Raw genomic sequence first — 18,504 nt, 5'->3', positions numbered from 1 at the left:
GTCCAGGTTAGTTGAGGCTCTTGATCATCCTGGTGTTGCCCAGGGTGTTCGGCTTCACGTGCGCGAGGTCGAGGAACTCCTCGACACCGGCGTCGCCACTGCGCAGCAGCTGGGAGTACACGTCGGGGTCGACGACCTGCTCGCCGATGGGCGTGTACCCGCGACGACCGAAGAATTCCACTTCGAAGGTCAGGCAGAACAGGCGGCTCAGCCCGAGCACGCGGGCGTTCTGCTCGAGGTGGCCGACGATCGCACCGCCCACACCGTGGTGCAGCCAGTCACCACGCACCATCAGCGTGCGCACCTCGCCGAGATCCTCCCAGAACACATGCAGCGCACCGCATCCGATCAGCTGCCCGTCGGCCTCGGCGACCACGAACTCCTGCACGGCACCGTAGAGCACGGCGAGATCCTTGCCGAGAAGGATGCGCTGCTCGACCATCGGCTGCAGAAGGGCGCGGATGCCGACGATGTCTGCGCTCCGCGCCGGACGGACGATGTACTCGCTCACATCGTCAAGCCTAGAACCCGTCACCTCCGCAGTAGCCCCCAACCGTTCGAATCGCTCACTTTGCAGATAATCCGGCCCGAAACCTGCAAGGTGCGCGATTCGAACGAAAGTCTCGGGCAAGCAGAAGGGGCGGATGCCTCAGCATCCGCCCCTTCTGTCTCAAGGACTACTCCCCGCTGGCGACCGCCAGGTCGGGGGTGCCGGCGATGGCTCCGCCGCCAGTGTTGACACCGACCGCGACCTTCTCGCCGCGCGGGCCGTGCTCGAAGAGGAACTCGCCGTCCTTCGAGTCGACCTTGACGTGGTCGCCGGGGTTCAGCTCACCGTGCAGGATCTTCTCCGACAGACGGTCCTCGACCTCGTGCTGCATCGCGCGACGCAGCGGGCGGGCACCGAGTGCCGGGTCGAACCCGATCTCGATGAGACGCTCCTTGGCGGACTGCGAGAGCTCGATCGTCATGTCGCGGTCGAGCAGACGCTCGCCGAGGCGCTTCGTGAACAGATCGACGATCTGCACGAGCTCTTCCTTCGACAGCTGCGGGAACACGATGATGTCGTCGACACGGTTGAGGAACTCGGGCTTGAAGTTGCGCTTGAGCTCTTCGTTGACCTTGCCCTTCATCCGCTCGTAGTTCGTCGAGTTGACGCCCTCGATCTGGAATCCGACAGGACCACCGGCGATGTCACGAGCACCGAGGTTGGTGGTCATGATGATGACGGTGTTCTTGAAGTCGATCACGCGGCCCTGACCATCGGTCAGTCGACCCTCTTCGAGGATCTGCAGCAGCGAGTTGAAGATGTCCGGGTGGGCCTTCTCGATCTCGTCGAACAGCACCACGCTGAACGGCTTGCGGCGCACCTTCTCGGTGAGCTGGCCACCCTCTTCGAATCCGACGAATCCGGGAGGGGCACCGAACAGACGAGATACCGTGTGCTTCTCGCCGAACTCGCTCATGTCGAGCGAGATGAGAGCGGCTTCGTCGTCGAACAGGAACTCGGCGAGCGCCTTGGCGAGCTCGGTCTTTCCGACACCCGTGGGGCCGGCGAAGATGAACGAGCCCGAGGGACGCTTCGGGTCCTTGAGGCCGGCGCGCTGACGACGGATCGTCTTGGAGAGCGCGGCGATGGCCTCTTCCTGACCGATGACGCGCTGGTGCAGCGCCTTCTCCATGAAGACGAGTCGCGAGGACTCCTCTTCCGTCAGCTTGAAGACCGGGATGCCGGTGGCCTGTGCGAGCACCTCGGCGATCAGGCCCTCGTCGACGACCGCCTGGGTCGCGACGTCACCCGAACGCCACTGCTTCTCGAGGCGCAGGCGCTCGGCGAGGAGGCTCTTCTCCTCGTCGCGCAGCGATGCGGCCTTCTCGAAGTCCTGGTCTTCCGACGCGACTTCCTTCTGCTCGCGGACCTTGGCGATCTTCTCGTCGAATTCGCGCAGCTCGGGCGGGCTCGACAGGATGCTGAGGCGCAGGCGTGCGCCAGCCTCGTCGATCAGGTCGATGGCCTTGTCGGGCAGGAACCGGTCGGAGACGTAGCGGTCTGCGAGGTTCGATGCCGCGACGATCGCACCGTCGGTGATCTGCACCTTGTGGTGCGCCTCGTAGCGGTCGCGCAGCCCCTTGAGGATGTTGATCGTGTGGGGCAGGCTCGGCTCGTTCACCTGGATCGACTGGAAGCGGCGCTCGAGAGCGGCATCCTTCTCGAAGTGCTTGCGGTACTCGTCGAGCGTGGTCGCACCGATGGTCTGCAGCTCTCCACGGGCGAGGAGGGGCTTCAGGATGCTGGCCGCGTCGATCGCGCCCTCGGCGGCACCCGCACCCACGAGGGTGTGGATCTCGTCGATGAAGACGATGATGTCGCCGCGCGTGCGGATCTCCTTGGTGACCTTCTTCAGGCGCTCCTCGAAGTCACCGCGGTAGCGGGAACCGGCGATGAGCGAGCCGAGGTCGAGCGAGTAGAGCTGCTTGTCCTTGAGCGTCTCGGGCACATCGCCCTTGACGATCGCCTGGGCGAGGCCCTCGACGACGGCGGTCTTGCCGACGCCGGGCTCACCGATCAGCACGGGGTTGTTCTTGGAGCGACGAGACAGGATCTGCATGACCCGCTCGATCTCCTTCTCGCGCCCGATGACCGGGTCGAGCTTGTTGTCGCGTGCGGCCTGCGTCAGGTTGCGACCGAACTGGTCGAGCACCTGCGAGCCGCCCTGGGCGCTCGGGGTGTCGTTCGACTGCGCGCCGACGGCTGCCGGCTCGCGCCCGGGGGCACCGGACAGGAGCTGGATGACCTGCTGGCGGACCTTGTTGAGGTCGGCGCCGAGCTTGACGAGCACCTGGGCGGCGACACCCTCACCCTCGCGGATGAGGCCGAGCAGGATGTGCTCGGTGCCGATGTAGTTGTGGCCGAGCTGCAGTGCCTCGCGGAGGCTGAGCTCGAGCACCTTCTTGGCGCGCGGCGTGAAGGGGATGTGCCCGGTCGGCTGCTGCTGACCCTGGCCGATGATGTCCTGCACCTGCTCGCGCACGGCGTCGAGCGAGATGCCGAGGCTTTCGAGCGCCTTGGCCGCGACACCCTCGCCCTCGTGAATGAGGCCGAGCAGGATGTGCTCGGTGCCGATGTAGTTGTGGTTGAGCATCTTCGCCTCTTCTTGGGCGAGGACGACCACTCGACGGGCTCGGTCCGTGAATCTCTCGAACATGCTGTGACTCCTTATTCGCACTGGGGCGAAGCGCTGAGTCCTGCGACGGTCTCCGCGCCTGTACATCGAGAGTAACCACCGTGCGGATGACGTATGCCCGTGTTCGCCGTCGGCATAGCGCCTCGATCGCCGGGCGATCCGCGCTCTTCCGACAGGGGTCTTGACGCAACATATCGATTCTCGTTATGTTAACGACTATCGGTAATATCGACCATCGATAAGGAGTGGATGATGACCTCGACGAAGACGAACCGCGCCCTCAGCCGCGGAGACATGGGAGCCATGATCGGCTTCTGCATCGCGGGATCCGTGATCGCCGCGTACATCACGGTGTTCTCGGTCATGCGGATCGTCGAGCTGGCCGGAGGCGTGAACGTGCCGGTGCTGGTGGAATTCGTGGGCGCCCGCACGCCGGTCGACCTGCCGCTCGGCACGGGCGACAGCATCCCCGTCGGGGTCGACAGAGCCACCATCACCGTGCCGCAGCTGCCGGCGATCGCCTCCGTGCCCGGCATCATCGGCCAGGTCCTGCAGATCGTCACGATCGTCGTCGTGATCGGGTGCCTCATCCTGCTCGCCCGCAGCACCGTGCGCGGTCGCATCTTCAGCCGCGGGCACACGGCTCTCGTCGCCACCGCGGGGATCACGGGGCTCGTGGGCTTCTCGGCCATCCGCCTGTTCGAGAACATGCTCGCCAACGCCACGGTCGCACACATGACCGACAACACCGTCGACAACGCCGTGATCACCGTCGAGCCGTTCACCTTCATTCTCGCCGCGTTCGTGGTCGCCCTCATCGCCACCGTCTTCGCGATCGGTGACCGCCTGCAGCGCGACAACGCCACACTCGAGAGCGACACGAAGGGTCTCGTCTGATGGGCACGACGGTGACCCGCTCGCAGGGCGCGGATGCGATCACGGTGATCCTCTTCGGCGCAGCCGCCGCGGTCGTGACCGCGATCAGCAGCATCCTGCGCGTGCTCAGCACGTTCCGAGACCAGGGCATCGCCTGGTCGATCCCCATCGACGAGCAGCCGATCAGCGCGACCGTCGACTCCGGAGCGACCTCGGTCGAGGGCATCGCCCAGCAGGCGATGGTCTTCGCCACAGGAGTGGATGCCGTCTCGACTGCGGCGATCATCGGCTCGCTCGCGCTGTGGACTCTCGCGCCCCTCGTGGTGATCGCCGGGGTCATGCTCGTGGCCTGGAACCTCCTGCGCGGAAGCTTCTTCGTGCAGAGCAACGTACGAGCGTTCGACGCGATCGGGTGGACGCTCACCCTCGCCCCTCTGCTGATCGTGCTGCTCGAGAACATGGGGCGCAACGGAGTGATCGTCGCGATCGGCGCGGAATCGGGCGATCCCGCGCACCCGATCGAGTTCTGGTCGATCGCCCCGCTCTTCGCGACCGGTGTGGCGGTGGGCCTCATCGCCGCCGCGTTCCGTCAAGGCATCCGCCTGCAGCGCGAGAACGCGGTTCTCGAGCACGAGACGAAAGGACTGGTCTGATGATCTCATTCGGAGGGGAATCGGCCTGGGAGTCTCTGAGGTCCATCGGCATCGCACTCGCCGTCATCGGCATGGTGATCGGACTGGTCGTATGGATCGGACGCCGCCGTGGCAGCAAGACGATCGCGCTGGACGCCGCGCTCACGATCAGCGGAATGTGGATCATCCTCAACGCGCTCGGCGGCGTCGTCATCGTCTTCAAGGTCTTCCAGGTCGACTGGGCGGAAGTCTCGGGTCGCACCCTGGTGTGGATGGACCGGCCGGCATCTCTCCCCTGCCTCGACCCGACGCTCAGTACGACATCTGGCGCGGCACTCACCTGCGGCGGCACGGAGCTGACCGACTTCACGGTCGAGAACGCCTCACTCGGGCTCCGCGCTCTCGCGGGTGCCGCCCAGTTCAGCAGCCTCGTACTCGCGACCCTGCCTGCGGTCATCCTGGCTGTGATCTGCTTCAACACGCTGCGCGGTCGCGCCTTCTCACGCACCATCACCCGCGCGCTCATCGGTGGCGCGATCGCCGTGCTCGTCTTCGGTGTGGCCTCGGAGCTGCTCAGCAGCATCGCCGCCACCTCCGGGCTCCGCGAGGTCTTCACACGCGACAGTGAGTGGTATCCCTCGCAGTTCCAGCTCACCGTGACGCCACTCCCCTTCATCGGAGCCTTGATGCTCGCAGCGCTCGCGGCCGTCTTCCGCCAGGGCCTCAAGCTGCAGCAGGAACGGGATGCCCTGCAGCGCGACAACGCGATTCTCGAGAACGACACGAGAGGCCTCGTATGACTCCGGCGGAGAACGACGACGAGGCCACCGGCATCCACTGCCGCCTCGACGAGCTGCTCGCCGAGCGTGGCATGACCCTCACCGAGCTGAGCGCCCGGGTCGGAGTGAGCATCGTGAACCTGTCGGTGCTGAAGAACGACCGGGCGCGGGCGATCCGCTACTCGACGCTGCGCGCGATCTGCGATGCGCTGGGCTGCGAGGTGGGCGAACTGCTCGTGCTCGCGTGACATCGCGAGCACTATCGACCGCAGGCGCTGCCGCGCAACCCCTTCTGTGCATTCACTATGAGGCTGTACCGTCGCCCTCATGATCGCCACTGACCGGACACCGCGCACCCGCTCCCGCATTCTGCTGGCTCTGCCCATCGTCGCCCTCGCCTTCTCGCTCGCCGCGTGTGGAGGGTCTGCCCGCCCCACGGCCGATCAGGTCGCCGAGGGCATCCAGCAGGTGTACGAGGACCAGGGCGTCCCCGACGCCATCTCAGACGATGCCGCGATCTGCTTCGCCGAAGCGCTCGTCGACTCCGAGCTGAGTGACGAGACCCTCGGCTACATCGCCGACGGCGAGGACAAGCAGAAGAACGAGGAGGAGAAGGCGATGACCACCCAGATCCTCACCGACAAGCAAGAGGAGTGCTTCGCGAAGTAGCACTCGGTCCGGATGGACAAAGATGACGGATGCTTCGGCATCCGTCATCCTTCGTCATCTCGGCCTCGTGTCGTCGGCCGCACTTCTAGCGTGGAGGACATCGCGCGCACACGGCGCGCAATGATCTTGGAGTTCCACCCATGAGCACCACCGTCCGCGCCGCCAAGGCGCCCGACACCCGCGGACCCGTCCGGAAGCTGCTGACCTCGTTCGGCTTCCAGATCCTCGCGGCTCTCGTACTCGGCATCGCCGCCGGTCTGATCGCCCGTCAGCTCGGCGCGACCGCCGACAGCCCGAACGGCCTCTCCGCGACCCTCGACACGATCGGCAGCTCGTACGTCACGTTGCTGCGCACCGCCGTCGTACCGCTGATCTTCACCGCGATCGTCGCCAGCATCTCGAACCTGCGCCGCGTGCAGAACGCCGCGCGCCTGGCCGGCCAGACGCTGCTGTGGTTCGCGATCACCGCATTCATCGCCGTGATCATCGGCATCACGCTGGGCCTGGTGATCCAGCCCGGTTCGCGCGCAGGCGACGGCCTCGAGCCGAGCGATCCCTACACGGTCGGCACCTGGTGGAACTTCCTGCTCGGCCTGATCCCGCAGAACTTCCTCGGACTCAGCGTCAGCACCAACCCGGGCGCCACGGACGGCACGTTCTCGTCGAGCGTGAACTTCAACATCCTGCAGATCATCGTGATCGCGGTCGCCGTGGGCATCGCCGCCCTCAAGGCCGGCAAGAAGGCCGAGCCCTTCCTCGCGTTCACCGAGTCGCTGCTCAAGGTCATCCAGCGCGTGCTGTGGTGGATCATCCGCATCGCCCCGATCGGCACCTTCGGCCTCATCGGCGCCGCGGTCGTCAAGTACGGCTGGGAGAAGCTCGCCTCGCTCGGCTGGTTCGCGATCGCGGTCTACATCGGCCTCGCACTGGTGCTGTTCGTCGTCTACCCCGTGATCGTCAGGACCAACGGCCTGTCGATCAAGCAGTACTTCTCGGGTGTGTGGCCGGCCGTGCAGCTGGCCTTCGTCAGCCGCTCGTCGATCGGCACGCTGCCCCTGACCGAGCGCGTCACCGAGCGCAACCTCGGCGTGCCCCGCTCGTACGCCTCGTTCGCCGTGCCGTTCGGCGCGACGACCAAGATGGACGGCTGCGCCGCGATCTACCCGGCCATCGCCGCGATCTTCGTCGCACAGTTCTTCGGCATCGAGCTGAACCTCGTGCAGTACCTGCTAATCGTGCTCGTCTCGGTCGTCGGCTCCGCGGCCACAGCAGGCACGACCGGAGCGACCGTCATGCTCACCCTGACGCTGTCGACGCTCGGCCTGCCGCTCGAGGGCGTCGGACTGCTGCTCGCCATCGACCCGATCCTCGACATGGGACGCACCGCGGTCAACGTCGCCGGGCAGGCGCTCGTGCCGACCATCGTCGCCAAGCGCGAAGGCATCCTCGACGAGGAGCTCTACAACGCGCCGCGCGAAGGCCTGCCCTTCGCCGACGACTCGGACGACGAGGCGGATGCTGCGGATGCCGCGGCATCCGAGCCGGAGCCCGCCAGCACCCGCTGACCCATCGTCTCTCGACGACCGAGCGCCTCGCCCCTCTTCGGGGCGGGGCGCTCGTGCATCTCCTGCTAGGCGCGACCGGGCTGACGCGTGGCGGCGCGGGTGTCGAGCGCCAGCTCCTCGGCATCCATCGCCGTCATGAGCTCGCGCATCACCTCTTCGTCGAGGTTTCCGGCGTCGCGCTCGGCGAGCAGGATCTCGCGTCGCACCTGCAGCCACCCTCGGGTCAGCGCGGCGAGATCTTCATACGAGGGGCGGGCGACGGAATCCTCCACCTCCTGCGCCTCGTCGGTGTCCTTCTCGACCCGCGTCATGCGCTTGGTGAACGAGTCGAACACGCCGATGTCGACGGTGCCGTACTTGGCCTCCCACTCCACGCGCTTCTCGGCGAGGAACGCCTTGCCCGCCTCGCGGCTCTTCGCCTTGACCTCGGCGATCGACTTCTCGTCCTCGTGGTCATCGACGTCGCTGGCGATCCCGAGACCGCGGATCAGCACCGGCAGAGTCAGCCCCTGCAGCAGCAGCGTGCCCACGGTCACGACGAAGGCGACGACGACGATCGCGTGCGACGGCTCGGTGTCGAGGGCCGCGAGATCGGCTGCGGCGAGCGCGGTCGCCAGCGTCACCACACCGCGCATGCCCGCCCACGAGATGACCGCGTTGTCCTTCCAGGTCAGTTGGAGGCCCGCCATGCGGTCGCGCACGATCTTCGATCGCAGTTCCTCGGCGCTGAAGTCCTTCCAGCGCTTCGACTCCCGACGCCTCTCGTCGAAGGCACCGGACTCGACCGTGCGATCCCAGCGTTCGAGGCGCTTGCGGTCTTGGAAGTTCGCCCACATATTCGTCGGATACACGTACAGCGGGCGCACGATCAGCACGACGAGCAGCACCACGCCCGACAGCATCAGGATGCGGCCGACCTCCTCTCCCCCGAGGTCGCTGAGCACCCGCGGGAACTGCAGGCCGATGTACGCGAAGACGAAGCTCTCGAGCAGCAGGTCGGCCGACAGCCACAGCGGCGCCTCCTGCTGACGGGTCGTGTAGTCGGTGCGGGGCGAGTTGTAGCCGACGTAGAGGCCCATCGCGACGACCGCCAGCACACCGGATCCGAGCAGGTGCTCGGCGATCGCGTATGCGCCGAAAGGCGCCAGCAGGCCGAAGGTGCCGATCACGACAGGGTCGCCGATGCGCATGCGCAGCTGATGCAGCACGATGCCGAAGACGAGTCCGACCGCGACGCCCACCCCGACCGCCAGCAGGAACTGCCAGATGCCGTCCCAGACCGTGAGAGTGGCACCCGCGATGATCGCGGCGAACACCCGGTAGAGGGTGAGCGACGTCGCGTCGTTGATCAGGCTCTCCCCCGACAGCACTGTCATGATGCGACGTGGCAGGCCGAGCTTGCGGCCGATCGCGGCGGCCGAGACCGCATCCGGCGGTGCGACGATCGCCCCGAGCAGCAGGGCTCCCGGCAGGGTCAGTGAGGGCAGGATCCACCAGGCCACCAGTCCCACAGCGACCGCGGTGAGCAGCACGAGGGTGATGCCGAGTCGACGGATCTGCGGCAGGCTGCGCTTGAAGCCGACAAACGACACATCGAGCGCCGCCGAGTACAGCAGCGGCGGGAGCACGAGGTTCAGCAGCAGGTGGCCGTCGATCTCGACGTCGGGCACGAACGGCAGGAAGGATGCGGCGAGCGCCGTGACTGTGACGAGAAGCGGTGCCGGCCAGCCGCGCCATCGGGCGATCGCCGCCACGACCACAGCACCGACCAGCACGTAGAAGATCTCGGCATCCATGCCTTTACGGTACTGCGGGGCGCGAGTGGGAATGCCCGACCTGCGCTCGCCGTTGCATTCGGGGATGACTTCCACAGCGCTCTCCGTTCTCGACCTCGTCCCGGTTCGCACCGGCCAGACCAGCGCCGAGGCGATCTCCTCCTCCCTCGATCTCGCAGCGACGGCCGATCGGCTCGGATACCGCCGCTACTGGTTCGCCGAACACCACAACATGCCCGCCGTGGCATCCACCACTCCGCCGGTGCTGATCGCCGCGGCCGCGATGCGCACGACGCAGATCCGCCTCGGATCCGGCGGTGTGATGCTGCCGAACCACGCTCCGCTGATCGTCGCCGAGCAGTTCGCCGCCCTCGAGGCCATCGCCCCCGGGCGCATCGACCTGGGTCTCGGCCGCGCCCCCGGCAGTGACCCCGTCATCACCCAGCTGCTGCGCGGATCGGGCACCACGAGCGACGTCGAGCAGTTCCCGCGGAACGTGCAGGACATCGCGGCGCTCATCTCGGGTGAGGGCGCGACCGTGCGGTTCACGTCGGGTGGCGAGTACACCGTGCACGCGACGCCCGCCGCGACCGGAAGCCCCGAGGTCTGGCTGCTCGGATCGAGCGACTATTCGGCCCAGCTCGCCGCATCGCACGGACTTCCCTACGTGTTCGCGAACCACTTCTCGGGTCAGGGCCTCGAGCGCGCCCTCGACCTGTACCGCACCGGCTACCAGCCGAGCGAGGAGCATCCCGAGCCCCGCACTTTCCTGACGGTGAACGTGGTGGCCGCGCCGACGCAGGAAGAGGCAGAGGCGCGCGCCCTGCCGCAGCTGCGCATGATGTCGCGCCTGCGCCTGAACAAGCCGCTGATCGCCCTCGAGACGGTCGAGGAGGCGCTGGCTGCAGAGCCGGATGCCGCGACAGACCAGGTCGTCGAGGCCGCCCGCTCGCGGTGGTTCGTCGGCACCGGAGAGTCCGTCGCCGCGGAGGTGCGCGAGTTCGCCGCGAAGTACGGCGTCGACGAGGTCATGCTGTCTCCGGTCGCCGGAGCCTACGAGTCCGAGCCTCGCGACTCGGCCGCGGGGCGTGCGCAGACACTGGAGCTCATCGCCGCCGCACTGTAGGCGCGGTCCGCCTTCGTGCGGTGGGGGCGGTGGTGCGGGCGGGGTGGTTCCGCATCCGATCTCCAGGCGGGGCCAGTTCCGCATCCGAAGTACGGATTTGGGATGCACAAGTGACCCCGCTCGCGGCGCCGGATGAACAAGTGACCCCGCACACACGAATCGCGGCCCAGAGAAGCCCCCGAGACCCCCACATCATGGGCTGGTATTCCGGTGCGCGTGGGCGTAGCGTGACCCTCAACAGAAGGGGTTCGATGATGAGCACAACCAAGACCCTGGCACTCTGGGTGGCGTACGGCACGAACGGAGTCGTCGGCAGCATCCGCCATGACGACGAGGGGTACACCGTCGTGATGGCCGGATCGGATGCCGCCACGGGCACCTACCCGAACCTCGAGTCGGCGAAGGGCGCACTGCATTCGCACATGCTGCCGGGCAGTGGCTGGCCGATGTTCCGAGAGCACTGACTTCCAAGCGGGGAGCAAGCGGGGAAACAAGACGGGGAACAAGACGGGGAAACAAGGGGCAGAGGGGCGACGCGGTCGCGGGGACATCCCCGCGACCGTCGTACGCTGACTCCATGCGAATCGCCACTCCCCCTGCTGCATCGGTCGTTCTGACGGTCGAGGAGCAGCGGGCGAAGGTGTTGGCCGCCGCGGGACCACTGGCCCCGGAGTCGGTGTCGATCGCACGGGCGGCCGGTCGCACTCTCGCCGCCGACGTGCATGCGAGGGTCGATGTGCCGCTGTTCGACAACTCCGCGATGGACGGTTACGCGGTCGTGTTCGACGACGTCGAAGCGGCCACGACGGAGAGTCCGGTGGAACTCCGCGTGATCGCCGATCTCCCCGCAGGCTCCGCCGGAGAGCCCGAGCTGACCCCCGGATCCGCCGCCAGGATCATGACGGGCGCTCCTGTTCCTCGCACGGCGACCGCCGTCGTGCCCTTCGAGCACACCCGAGACGGACTGCAGGCGTGGGACGCCCCCGTCATCGTGACCACGGCCCCGCCCCGCGAAGGTGCCAACATCCGCCGCCGCGGCGAGGAGCTGCGTGCAGGCTCCGTCGTCGCCGCGGCCGGCACAGTGCTCGGCCCCCTGCAGCTGACAGCGATCGCCGCCACCGGCATCGACACCGTCGCTGTGCGGCGCCGCCCGCGCGTCGCCGTGATCTCGACCGGCACCGAGCTCGCGGCCCCGGGCGCCGAACTCACCCGCGGACAGATCCCCGAGTCAAACTCGGTGCTGCTCGCAGCGCTGTGCTCCGACGCGGGCGCCGAGGTCGTCTCGGTCGACACGGTGAGCGATGAGGATGCCGCCTTCACCGCTCTGCTCGATCGCGCGATCCACGACAGGGATGCCGATGTCGTCGTCACCTCCGGCGGGGTCAGCGCAGGCGCCCACGAGGTCGTCAAGAACGTGCTGCGCGATCGTATCGAGTTCGTGTCGGTCGCCATGCAGCCGGGCAGACCCCAGGCCTTCGGGCGCATCGACGACGCGCTCGTCTTCGGCCTGCCGGGCAACCCGGCGAGCGTCGCCGCGTCGTTCGAGGCGTTCGTGCGGCCGGCGCTGCTCGCGCTCCAGGGACGTGAATCGCTGCGGCGCCCGGTGCTGCGGCTCACGACGAGCGCAGGGTGGCGCAGCCCGGCGAGTCGACAGCAGTATGTGCCGGCGACTCTCGATCGATCCGATCCTGCCGCCTGGTCGGTGCGTCCCGCAGCCGCCGACGGATCGTCCGGCGCACACCTCGCTGCAGGACTCGCCAGGGCGGATGCCTACGTCGTCGTGCCCGCCGAGGTGTCCGCCGTCGCGGCCGGCGACCTGGTCGACGTCATGCTGCTCTCATGACCGCGGCGACAGAGCCCGGGCAGACCTCGACCGCAGCGATCATCCTCGCCGGCGGACGCGCCTCCCGCCTCGACGGGGCCGCCAAGCCTCTGCTCGAGGTCGGCGGACGCACTCTGCTCGACCGCGCCGTCGCGGCCGTCGACACCTGCGACCCGATCGTCATCGTCGGGCCGGCGGCGCCCACGCACCGTCACGCCGTCTGGACCCGCGAGACCCCCGACTTCGGCGGCCCGGTCGCCGGTATCGCCGCAGGGCTCGCCCTCGTCGACAGCGCCGAGGTCTATGTCCTCGCCGCCGACCTGCCGAGCGCCGAGGAAGCGGTCGGACTGCTGCGGCAGCATCCGCCCCTGTCCGACGGCGAAGACGGCGTCTGCCTGGCCGACGCGGCCGGACGGATGCAGTGGCTGATCGGCCGCTACCGCACCCACGCCCTGCGCGCGGCCGCCGCGACCCTGGCCGACGGGGGCTGGGACGCCTCGATCCGCTCCCTTCTCGCGCCGCTCCGCATCACCGCGATTCCCGGCGGAGACCTGGCGACGGACGTCGACACGTGGGACGATCTCGAACGGGCCCGCGCGACCGTCCACACGCATGGCCGCGACGAACGAACCGGACGAGGAGACGACATGACCGACGCCCCGAAGCACCTTCCGGTCGAAGCGCTGGACGACTGGACCTCCGCCGTCTGCGCAGCCCTCGACCTCGACCGCGAGTCCGTCGACGTCGCCCTGCTCCTCGACCTCGCCCGAGATGTCGCGCACGGCGTCGCCCGCCCCGCTGCTCCGCTCAGCGCCTACCTCGCGGGGCTCTCCGCCGGACGCGCCGGAGGCAGTCGTGACGACACCGAAGAAGCGGTCGCGACCATCACCGAGCTCGCAGCATCCTGGCGCGCAGACGAGACACGTCGCTGAAGTTCTCACATCTCGGACCTCCCCGATGTGATCGAGAAGTAATCGTCCGGTAATCGCACTCGTGCGGCCCTGCAACATCCGCCGCCTACGTTCAGAGATACACCCTCTCGAACGCCAGGAGTCACGATGTCGCAGACCATCGGAAGAAGCAGCGTCGACAGCCCCGCCGTCACCCTGACGCGACGACCGGGCCGGTGGATCGACGGGTGGAATCCCGAGGATGCCGCGTTCTGGGCATCCGAGGGACGAGCCGTCGCTCGACGCAACCTCGGCTGGTCGATCTTCGCCGAGTTCCTCGGTTTCATCATCTGGCAGCTCTGGAGCATCGTCGTCGTGCTGCTCCCCGCCGCCGGGTTCACGCTGAGCACCACGGAATCGTTCTGGCTGATCTCACTGCCGAGTCTCGTGGGGGCGACCCTGCGGTTCCCGTACACGTTCCTCGTCGCCCGCTTCGGCGGCCGCAACTGGACCATCGTCTCGGCGCTGCTGCTGCTGATCCCTGCGGTCCTGCTCGGCATCGTCGTGCAGGATCCCGAGACCCCCTTCGGCGTGCTGCTCGCCGTCGCCGCGCTGGCCGGCTTCGGTGGCGGCAACTTCGCGAGCTCGATGGCGAACATCACCTACTTCTTCCCGCAGAAGGAGAAGGGGTGGGCGCTCGGACTCAACGCAGCCGGCGGCAACCTCGGCACCTCGGTCGCTCAACTCGCCGTGCCGATCGTGGTCTCGGTCACGGCGGCTTCGACCCTCAGCCTCTCGTTCGCCGGATGGATGTGGATCCCCCTCATCCTCGTGGCCGTCTGGGGCGCCTGGCGCCACATGGACAATCTGTCGTCCGCCAAGGCCGACTTCGCAGGTGCCGCCGCAGCGCTCCGCGAACCTCACCTCTGGGTGCTGTCGCTGCTCTACATCGGCACCTTCGGATCGTTCATCGGCTTCTCGAGCGTCTTCCCGAAGCTCATCGCCGACACGTTCCCCGAGTTCTCGACGTTCCAGATCGGCAGCGCCTCGCTCTCGCTCGCGTTCCTCGGCGCACTGGTCGGCTCGCTCGCCCGCCCCTACGGCGGCAAGCTCGCCGATCGCTTCGGCGGGGCACGCATGACGATCGCCGCGTTCACGCTCATGATCGCCGGCGCTCTCTCGCTGCTGGTCACTCTGCAGGCGAACAGCTTCGCCCTTTTCCTGGGATGCTTCCTGCTGCTGTTCATCGCCGCCGGGGTCGGCAACGGAGCGACCTACCGGATGATCCCCAACGTCTTCGCCGCCCGAGGCGCCGCGACCGCGGGTGACGCTCTCGGGGTGAGCACGCAGCGCAAGGGAGCCGCCGCCCTCGGTCTGATCTCGGCGATCGGCGCCTACGGCGGATTCGTCATCCCGCAGGTGCTCGCGGCCGCCAAGAGCAGCACCGGATCGTACGCCCCGGCATTCGGCGGGTTCGTGGCCGCCTACGTGGTGCTCCTGCTGATCACCGTCTTCGTCTACCTGATGCCTCGGGCGTCGCTCGCCGGGCACCGGATCTGATCATGCCCGAGCGCATCGTCGTCATCGGGGCGGGGCCTGTCGGCATCCGATTCGCCGAAGAGCTCCTGCCGCTGGTCTCCGGCGGGCAGGCGACGGTGACCGTGCTCGGCGCCGAGACGGCCGATCCCTACAACCGGGTGCTGCTCGCCGAGCTCGCGGTCGGCGAGGCCACCGCCGACGAGATCACGCTGGCGACCGCGTCCTCGCTGCCCGGAGTGCATCTGCGTCTGGGGGCTCGAGTCGAGCGCATCGACCGCGACGCGCAGTGCGTCGTGCTCGCCGACGGGTCGAAGGTCGGGTACGACCGACTCGTGCTCGCGACCGGCGCCCGGCCGATCATCCCCGCCCTCGACGGGCTGGAGCGTCTCGGACCCGACGGCATCGGCCTCGACACGCGCCTCACGTCGGGGGTCTGCGTGCTGCGCGACCTGTCGGATGCCGAGCAGGTGCGCACCGTGGTCGCACGCGGCGGCCGGGTGGTGGTGCTGGGAGCCGGCGTGCTCGGGATCGAGCTCGCGATGCTGCTCGCCGATGCCGGTGCGATTCCCTCGGTCGCGCACTTCGGACCGATGCCCATGCCGCGCCAGCTCGATCGCGGGTCGGCATCGATCCTGTCGACGGCGCTCGGCACGGCGGGCGTCACCCTGGTGCCGCATACCCGCGCAGAAGGGGTCATCGGCGTCGAAGGCGACGACGGCATCCGCCGATTCCGCGCCCTGGTGTCGTCCGACGGCAAGCGCATCGAGGGCGACCTGCTCGTGCTCTCGTGCGGGGTGCGCGCTCGCACCGAACTCGCTGAGGCCGCAGGTCTTCGGGTGGGCAACGGCGTGCTCGTCGACAGCGCCTTGCGGTCGTGGTCGGATGCGCGCATCCACGCGATCGGCGACTGCGCCCACGTCGCCGACCCTGCCGAGTACCTGCACGAACGACAGGTGCCTGGCGGCCCGCATGGTCTGATCGGCCCCGGCTGGCGTCAGGCGAGCTGGCTGGCAGCGTTCATCGCCGCCGAGCTGACCGGAGCCGACGATGCCGACGAGTTCGTCGACGAGCATCCCGGGGTCGTCGTGCTCAAGGGCGAGCTGGTCGACATCGCCTCCGCCGGCGACGTCTCGGCCGATCCGTTCGCGCCTGTCCCCTCCGGCGAGGTCGCCCCCGGTATCGCCGTGTGGGCGGACCCCGAACACGGCACGTACGTGAAGATGGCGACACGAGACGGCATCCTCACCGGGTTCGTCGCGGTCGGGATGCCTCGGGCCGCCGCCGAGCTGAGCGTGCTGTATCTGCGTGGGGGTGAGCTGCCGGCCGACAGGTCTCTGCTGCTGCGCCTCGACGATCCGGATTCCGACGCGGCGGCGCCCGCCGGCCGCGATGCCACCCTCTGCATCTGCAACGCGGTGACCGTCGGTCAGATAGAGGATGCGATCGACGACGGATGCTCGTCGGTCGTCGCCGTCGGCGAATGCACACGCGCCGGCACCGGATGCGGAGGATGCCGCGCCCGCATCACCGAAATGCTGCACCTGCGCGAGGGGGCCGTCGCATGACCGACACACACTGCCCGTACTGCGCCCTGCAGTGCGCGATGACGCTCACCCCGACGGTGGGAGGAACCCTGCCGGTGACCGTCACCGGTCGCGAGTTCCCGACCAACCGAGGCGGGCTGTGCAAGAAGGGCTGGACCTCGGCCGAGCTGCTCGCCGACACCGGTCGCCTGACGACGCCTCTGGTGCGCGGTGACGACGGCGAGCTGCATCCGGCGGAGTGGGCCACCGCACTCGACCTGATCGCCGCGCAGATCCGTCAGATCGCGGCGGAAGACGGCCACGACGCGATCGGTGTGTTCGGTGGCGGCGGCCTGACGAACGAGAAGGCCTACCAGCTGGGCAAGTTCGCGCGCATCGCCCTGCGCACCTCACGCATCGACTACAACGGCCGCTTCTGCATGTCGTCGGCCGCGGCGGCCGCCAACCGCGCCTTCGGCCTCGACCGCGGCCTGCCGTTCCCGCTCACCGACCTCGACACCGCCGAGACCGTGCTGCTGCTCGGCTCGAACGTCGGCGACACGATGCCGCCCTTCGTCTCGCACCTGCAGGGAGCCAGGGCGCGCGGCGGCCTGATCGTGGTCGACCCGCGTCGCAGCTCGACCGCACGCTTGTGCGCCGACGGTGCAGGGGTGCACGTGCAACCCGTCCCCGGCAGCGATCTTCCGCTGCTGCTCGCGCTCACGCACGTCGTTCTCTCCGAAGAGCTGTACGACGCGGACTATGTGCGGCAGCGCACGGTCGGCCTCGACGAGATCCGTCGGTCTGTGGCGTCGTGGTGGCCCGAGCGCGCCGAGACCGTCACGGGAGTGCCCGCCCGCAGCATCCGCGATCTCGCTCGCACGATCGCGGGCTCGGGGTCGACGTTCATCCTCACCGGTCGCGGTGTCGAGCAGCACGTCGACGGCACCGACACCGCGACCGCGGCCATCAACCTCGCCCTGCTGCTGGGATTGCCCGGCACCCCGGGCTGCGGCTACGGCACCCTCACCGGGCAGGGCAACGGGCAGGGCGGGCGCGAGCACGGCCAGAAGGCCGACCAGCTTCCCGGCTATCAGTCGATCACCGACCCGGCCGCCCGCGCCTCGGTCGCGGCGGTGTGGGGCGTCGACCCCGACGACCTGCCCGGCCCCGGCGTGCCCGCCGTCGAGCTGCTGCAGAGCGCCGGGCTGCCCGGTGGCGTGCGCGCGCTGCTCGTGCACGGCTCGAACGTCTTCGTCTCGGCGCCGAACGTCTCCACAGTGCGGGAGGCGTTGGGCCGGCTCGATCTGCTCGTCGTGTCGGACTTCTTCCTCTCTGAGACCGCGAAAGCGGCCGACATCGTGCTGCCGGTGCTGCAGTGGGCCGAAGAAGAGGGCACCATGACCAACCTCGAGGGCCGAGTGCTGCGTCGCCGCCGAGCCGTCGACGCTCCCACCGGCGCCCGCAGCGAACTGTGGATCATGGCTGAGCTCGCCCGCCGCCTCGATGCTCCCGGCATCTGGAGCCTCGAGCCGTCAGAGGTGTTCGACGAACTCGCCCGAGCATCCGCCGGCGGCCGCGCCGACTACTCCGGGCTCAGCCACGCGCTGCTCGACCTGGGCGTGGGAATCGAGGCGTACTGGCCGTTCCCGGTGGGGAGCCTCGGCACGCCCCGTCTGTTCGCCGACAGGTTCGCGCATCCCGACGGACGCGCGCGCATGGTGGCGGTGCGCGCACGCACGCATGAGACGCCCGGCGCCGACGGTCTCACCCTGATCACCGGCCGCCTGCTCGAGCAGTACCAGAGCGGCGCGCAGACCCGCCGCATCCCCGAGCTGACCGAGAAGCGTCCCGGTCTCGTCGCCCAGCTGCACCCCGCCACGGCCCGGCGCCACGGGATCGGCGAGGGGGACGGCATCCGCCTCTCGAACTCCCGGGGAGCGGTGCAGGCGCGGGCCGAGCTGAGCGGCGACATCAGGCCCGACACGGTGTTCCTGCCGTTCCACTACCCGGATGCCGAGAGCGCCAACCTGCTGACCGACGACCGGGTCGATCCACACTCGGCGATGCCCGAATTCAAGCGGGCGCTGGTACAGGTCAGCGCGGTCTGACCCCGAGCGCGC

The 18,504-nt window shown here is 68.6% G+C and carries 16 protein-coding genes; 13 read left to right on the top strand and 3 right to left on the bottom strand.

All coding sequences use genetic code 11. The annotated features are described in order from the left end of the window. Positions 1-7: 7 nt before the first annotated feature. Together ACZZZN_RS00200 and ACZZZN_RS00195 are read right to left on the bottom strand one after the other, a co-directional pair. A complete protein-coding gene (locus ACZZZN_RS00200) occupies positions 8-511 on the bottom strand; it encodes an amino-acid N-acetyltransferase (RefSeq protein ID WP_463503249.1) in 504 nt (167 codons plus the stop codon). 166 nt (positions 512-677) lie between these two features. Continuing rightward, positions 678-3,206 carry an ATP-dependent Clp protease ATP-binding subunit gene (locus ACZZZN_RS00195; RefSeq protein ID WP_463503248.1) on the bottom strand — a complete coding sequence of 843 codons (2,529 nt, stop codon included), beginning with the start codon at positions 3,204-3,206 and terminating at the stop codon, positions 678-680. Between the two features lie 231 nt (positions 3,207-3,437). Between ACZZZN_RS00195 and ACZZZN_RS00190 the strand changes: the two genes are divergently transcribed. The 6 genes from ACZZZN_RS00190 to ACZZZN_RS00165 all read left to right on the top strand — a co-directional run bounded on the left by ACZZZN_RS00190 (position 3,438) and on the right by ACZZZN_RS00165 (position 7,706). Continuing rightward, a complete protein-coding gene (locus ACZZZN_RS00190) occupies positions 3,438-4,082 on the top strand; it encodes a DUF2975 domain-containing protein (protein ID WP_463503247.1) in 645 nt (214 codons plus the stop codon). Then, a complete protein-coding gene (locus ACZZZN_RS00185; protein ID WP_463503246.1) occupies positions 4,082-4,714 on the top strand; it encodes a DUF2975 domain-containing protein in 633 nt (210 codons plus the stop codon). The genes ACZZZN_RS00190 and ACZZZN_RS00185 overlap by 1 nt, the downstream gene beginning before the upstream one ends. Then, on the top strand, positions 4,714-5,493 hold the full coding sequence (locus ACZZZN_RS00180; RefSeq protein WP_463503245.1) for a hypothetical protein: 780 nt from the start codon (positions 4,714-4,716) through the stop codon (positions 5,491-5,493). Before ACZZZN_RS00185 ends, ACZZZN_RS00180 begins: the two co-directional genes overlap by 1 nt. Then, positions 5,490-5,720, top strand: a complete 231-nt coding sequence (locus ACZZZN_RS00175) for a helix-turn-helix domain-containing protein (RefSeq protein ID WP_312171626.1) — start codon at positions 5,490-5,492, stop codon at positions 5,718-5,720. The genes ACZZZN_RS00180 and ACZZZN_RS00175 overlap by 4 nt, the downstream gene beginning before the upstream one ends. 79 nt (positions 5,721-5,799) lie before the next feature. Next, positions 5,800-6,141 carry a hypothetical protein gene (locus ACZZZN_RS00170; protein ID WP_463503244.1) on the top strand — a complete coding sequence of 114 codons (342 nt, stop codon included), beginning with the start codon at positions 5,800-5,802 and terminating at the stop codon, positions 6,139-6,141. A gap of 140 nt (positions 6,142-6,281) precedes the next feature. Then, the gene (locus ACZZZN_RS00165) at positions 6,282-7,706 is read left to right on the top strand and encodes a dicarboxylate/amino acid:cation symporter (protein WP_463503243.1); all 1,425 of its coding nucleotides are present in this window, start codon (positions 6,282-6,284) and stop codon (positions 7,704-7,706) included. Between the two features lie 65 nt (positions 7,707-7,771). On the opposite strand, the gene ACZZZN_RS00160 is transcribed toward ACZZZN_RS00165, so the two are convergent. Continuing rightward, positions 7,772-9,502 carry a cation:proton antiporter domain-containing protein gene (locus ACZZZN_RS00160; protein WP_463503242.1) on the bottom strand — a complete coding sequence of 577 codons (1,731 nt, stop codon included), beginning with the start codon at positions 9,500-9,502 and terminating at the stop codon, positions 7,772-7,774. A 64-nt stretch (positions 9,503-9,566) separates the two neighbouring features. Here ACZZZN_RS00160 and ACZZZN_RS00155 point away from each other — a divergent pair, with 64 nt between their 5' ends. The 7 genes from ACZZZN_RS00155 to ACZZZN_RS00125 all read left to right on the top strand — a co-directional run bounded on the left by ACZZZN_RS00155 (position 9,567) and on the right by ACZZZN_RS00125 (position 18,492). Then, complete coding sequence (locus ACZZZN_RS00155) at positions 9,567-10,607, top strand: LLM class flavin-dependent oxidoreductase (protein WP_463503241.1); 1,041 nt, start codon at positions 9,567-9,569, stop codon at positions 10,605-10,607. 254 nt (positions 10,608-10,861) lie between these two features. Next, entirely contained in the window at positions 10,862-11,071 is a 210-nt protein-coding gene (locus ACZZZN_RS00150) for a methyltransferase (RefSeq protein WP_140038123.1), read from the top strand. A 113-nt stretch (positions 11,072-11,184) separates the two neighbouring features. Continuing rightward, a complete protein-coding gene (locus tag ACZZZN_RS00145; protein WP_463503239.1) occupies positions 11,185-12,450 on the top strand; it encodes a molybdopterin molybdotransferase MoeA in 1,266 nt (421 codons plus the stop codon). After that, positions 12,447-13,361: a DUF6457 domain-containing protein gene (locus ACZZZN_RS00140; protein ID WP_463503238.1), complete on the top strand. Its 915-nt coding sequence runs from the start codon at positions 12,447-12,449 to the stop codon at positions 13,359-13,361. Before ACZZZN_RS00145 ends, ACZZZN_RS00140 begins: the two co-directional genes overlap by 4 nt. Positions 13,362-13,487: 126 nt before the next feature. After that, a complete protein-coding gene (locus ACZZZN_RS00135) occupies positions 13,488-14,879 on the top strand; it encodes an MFS transporter (RefSeq protein ID WP_463503237.1) in 1,392 nt (463 codons plus the stop codon). Between the two features lie 2 nt (positions 14,880-14,881). Beyond that, the gene (locus tag ACZZZN_RS00130; RefSeq protein WP_463503236.1) at positions 14,882-16,423 is read left to right on the top strand and encodes an FAD-dependent oxidoreductase; all 1,542 of its coding nucleotides are present in this window, start codon (positions 14,882-14,884) and stop codon (positions 16,421-16,423) included. Next, entirely contained in the window at positions 16,420-18,492 is a 2,073-nt protein-coding gene (locus ACZZZN_RS00125) for a molybdopterin oxidoreductase family protein (RefSeq protein WP_463503235.1), read from the top strand. The genes ACZZZN_RS00130 and ACZZZN_RS00125 overlap by 4 nt, the downstream gene beginning before the upstream one ends. The last annotated feature ends 12 nt before the right edge of the window (positions 18,493-18,504 follow it).

The organism is Microbacterium sp. AC145 (assembly GCF_979258505.1).
This window is presented reverse-complemented; position numbering and strand designations above follow the sequence as displayed.

Bases quoted from the DNA above. Each gene is read 5' to 3' on its own strand.
- ACZZZN_RS00135 (WP_463503237.1), top strand. From the start codon at position 13,488: ATGTCGCAGACCATCGGAAGAAGCAGCGTCGACAGCCCCGCCGTCACC.
- ACZZZN_RS00160 (WP_463503242.1), bottom strand. From the start codon at position 9,502: ATGGATGCCGAGATCTTCTACGTGCTGGTCGGTGCTGTGGTCGTGGCG.
- ACZZZN_RS00165 (WP_463503243.1), top strand. From the start codon at position 6,282: ATGAGCACCACCGTCCGCGCCGCCAAGGCGCCCGACACCCGCGGACCC.
- ACZZZN_RS00145 (WP_463503239.1), top strand. From the start codon at position 11,185: ATGCGAATCGCCACTCCCCCTGCTGCATCGGTCGTTCTGACGGTCGAG.
- ACZZZN_RS00175 (WP_312171626.1), top strand. From the start codon at position 5,490: ATGACTCCGGCGGAGAACGACGACGAGGCCACCGGCATCCACTGCCGC.
- ACZZZN_RS00155 (WP_463503241.1), top strand. From the start codon at position 9,567: ATGACTTCCACAGCGCTCTCCGTTCTCGACCTCGTCCCGGTTCGCACC.
- ACZZZN_RS00130 (WP_463503236.1), top strand. From the start codon at position 14,882: ATGCCCGAGCGCATCGTCGTCATCGGGGCGGGGCCTGTCGGCATCCGA.
- ACZZZN_RS00190 (WP_463503247.1), top strand. From the start codon at position 3,438: ATGACCTCGACGAAGACGAACCGCGCCCTCAGCCGCGGAGACATGGGA.
- ACZZZN_RS00185 (WP_463503246.1), top strand. From the start codon at position 4,082: ATGGGCACGACGGTGACCCGCTCGCAGGGCGCGGATGCGATCACGGTG.
- ACZZZN_RS00180 (WP_463503245.1), top strand. From the start codon at position 4,714: ATGATCTCATTCGGAGGGGAATCGGCCTGGGAGTCTCTGAGGTCCATC.
- ACZZZN_RS00125 (WP_463503235.1), top strand. From the start codon at position 16,420: ATGACCGACACACACTGCCCGTACTGCGCCCTGCAGTGCGCGATGACG.
- ACZZZN_RS00140 (WP_463503238.1), top strand. From the start codon at position 12,447: ATGACCGCGGCGACAGAGCCCGGGCAGACCTCGACCGCAGCGATCATC.
- ACZZZN_RS00195 (WP_463503248.1), bottom strand. From the start codon at position 3,206: ATGTTCGAGAGATTCACGGACCGAGCCCGTCGAGTGGTCGTCCTCGCC.
- ACZZZN_RS00170 (WP_463503244.1), top strand. From the start codon at position 5,800: ATGATCGCCACTGACCGGACACCGCGCACCCGCTCCCGCATTCTGCTG.
- ACZZZN_RS00150 (WP_140038123.1), top strand. From the start codon at position 10,862: ATGAGCACAACCAAGACCCTGGCACTCTGGGTGGCGTACGGCACGAAC.